Source organism: Caballeronia choica (assembly GCF_001544535.1).
Lineage (GTDB): Bacteria > Pseudomonadota > Gammaproteobacteria > Burkholderiales > Burkholderiaceae > Caballeronia > Caballeronia choica.
In genome coordinates this window covers 1-1,804 of the sequence record NZ_FCON02000405.1, presented here as the reverse complement: position 1 = coordinate 1,804, position 1,804 = coordinate 1, and the positions used below count along the sequence as shown (strand labels likewise).

Annotated in this window: 2 protein-coding genes; both read left to right on the top strand. The window is 64.7% G+C overall.

What is annotated here, in order from left to right:
* Window positions 1–774: Mu transposase domain-containing protein (locus AWB68_RS44500; protein ID WP_143282058.1), on the top strand; the 774-nt coding region annotated here is incomplete at its 5' end.
* A 138-nt stretch (window positions 775–912) separates the two neighbouring features.
* Window positions 913–1,680: an IS21-like element helper ATPase IstB gene (gene istB, locus AWB68_RS44495; protein ID WP_087650405.1), complete on the top strand. Its 768-nt coding sequence runs from the start codon at window positions 913–915 to the stop codon at window positions 1,678–1,680.
* Window positions 1,681–1,804: the final 124 nt, after the last annotated feature.

Sequence of the window (1,804 nt, the reverse complement as noted above, 5' to 3'; positions counted from 1 at the left end):
AAAGCCAAGGTCGAGGTTGCAGTCCAGATCGTTGAACGCTGGATCATGGCGCGACTGCGCCATCAGCGGTTCGAGACGGTGTACGCGGTAGATCGCGCGATTGCCGCGCTGTTGCCCACGCTCAATGAGCGCCCCTTCCAGAAGCTGCCGGGCAGCCGCGCCAGCGCCTTCGCTGCATTGGACGCCCCGGCGCTGCGCCCGTTGCCGGCGATCCCGTATGAGATCGCGCAGTTCCGCACCGTCAAGGTTCACATCGACCACCACGTCGAGATCAGCAAGCATCGCTATAGCGTGCCGCACGCGCTGGTCGGCCAGACGCTGGACGCCCGCATCACCGCGCATGCCGTCGAGCTGCTGCATCGCGGCCAGCGCGTTGCGGCCCACCTGCGCGCGAGCGCCGGCGGCTTCACGACCGTGGCCGAGCACATGCCCGCCGCGCACCGCGCTCACCTCGAATGGTCGCCGCAACGACTGATCCACTGGGGCCAGCAGATCGGCAGCGCCACCGGCGCAGTCGTGCGCCGCCTGCTCGAACAGTACAAGCATCCCGAACACGGCTATCGCTCCTGTCTAGGCTTACTGAGTTTGGCAAAGCGTTATGGCAACGATCGTCTCGAAGCCGCCTGCGCAGTCGCTCTGGAGCTGGGCGCGTATCAGTACCGCCATGTCAGGAGTGTGCTCGAAACCGACCGCGACCGGGTCGCCGCTGCGGCCACAACCGAGTGGACCAGTCCCGACCACGCGCATCTGCGCGGCCCCAGCTACTACCAGTGACACCGCCGCTCACCAGGCTGCGCACAGCCTGACCCGCGACTGACCTTCTGGTCGCCCTCAAGGGCGTGCTACGCCGGGCTGCACCCGCCCTTGAGCCTGCCTTCGCGCCCGGCGCCAATCACCAGGACCTTCAACCTCATGATGACCCATACCACGCTCGCCCAACTGCGCTCGCTCAAGCTCGACGGCTTTGCCGCTGCGCTCGAAGAACAGCTTGCCCAGCCCGCCGCCAGCGCGCTCGCCTTTGAAGAGCGCCTGGCCTTGCTGATCGACCGTGAGCTGCTCTGGCGCAACGACCGAAAGCTCGCTCGCCTGTTGCAGCGTGCCCGCCTCAAGTATCCACAGGCCGCCATCGAAGATCTCGATACCCGGGCGGCCCGGGGCATCGATCATAGACAGATCACCAGCCTCGTACTGTCTGACTGGATCGCTACCGGCCACACGGTGCTTGTAGGCGGTCCGACCGGTGTCGGCAAAACCTGGCTCGCTTGCGCATTGGCGCAATATGCCTGTCGACGCGGCCATTCCGTCGCTTATCTGCGCGTGCCCAGGCTCGCCGAGGAACTGCGCATCCTGCATGGCAGCGGCGGCTTCGGCAAATGGCTCCTGCAGATGGCCAAAACCGATCTGATCGTGCTGGACGACTGGGCCGTCGCTCCGCTGGACGTGAGCACACGCAACGACTTGCTTGAGCTCATTGACGACCGCGGCAGCAGTCGCGGCATCCTCATCACCGCCCAACTACCCGTCGAGCACTGGCATGCATGGATCGGGGACCCTACCATCGCTGACGCCATTCTCGATCGGCTGATGCACCGCATTCACCGCATCACACTGGCAGGAGAGTCGTTAAGAAAGTCCGCTCAAAAAGCAGGCATCACGCTCAAAGCCGGCGACGCCGCGTAGCCCTTCAGGATAGAATTTGTTCCACGCAACACCTCCCGCCGACCGCCGGTCACGATCGCCGGAATTGCCGATCACGATCAACCGGAAACCGCGGTCACGATAAAACGGAATCAGCGGTCACGAT

Excerpts from the sequence above, each read along its gene's own strand:
- istB (WP_087650405.1), top strand. The coding sequence starts at position 913 with ATGATGACCCATACCACGCTCGCCCAACTGCGCTCGCTCAAGCTCGAC.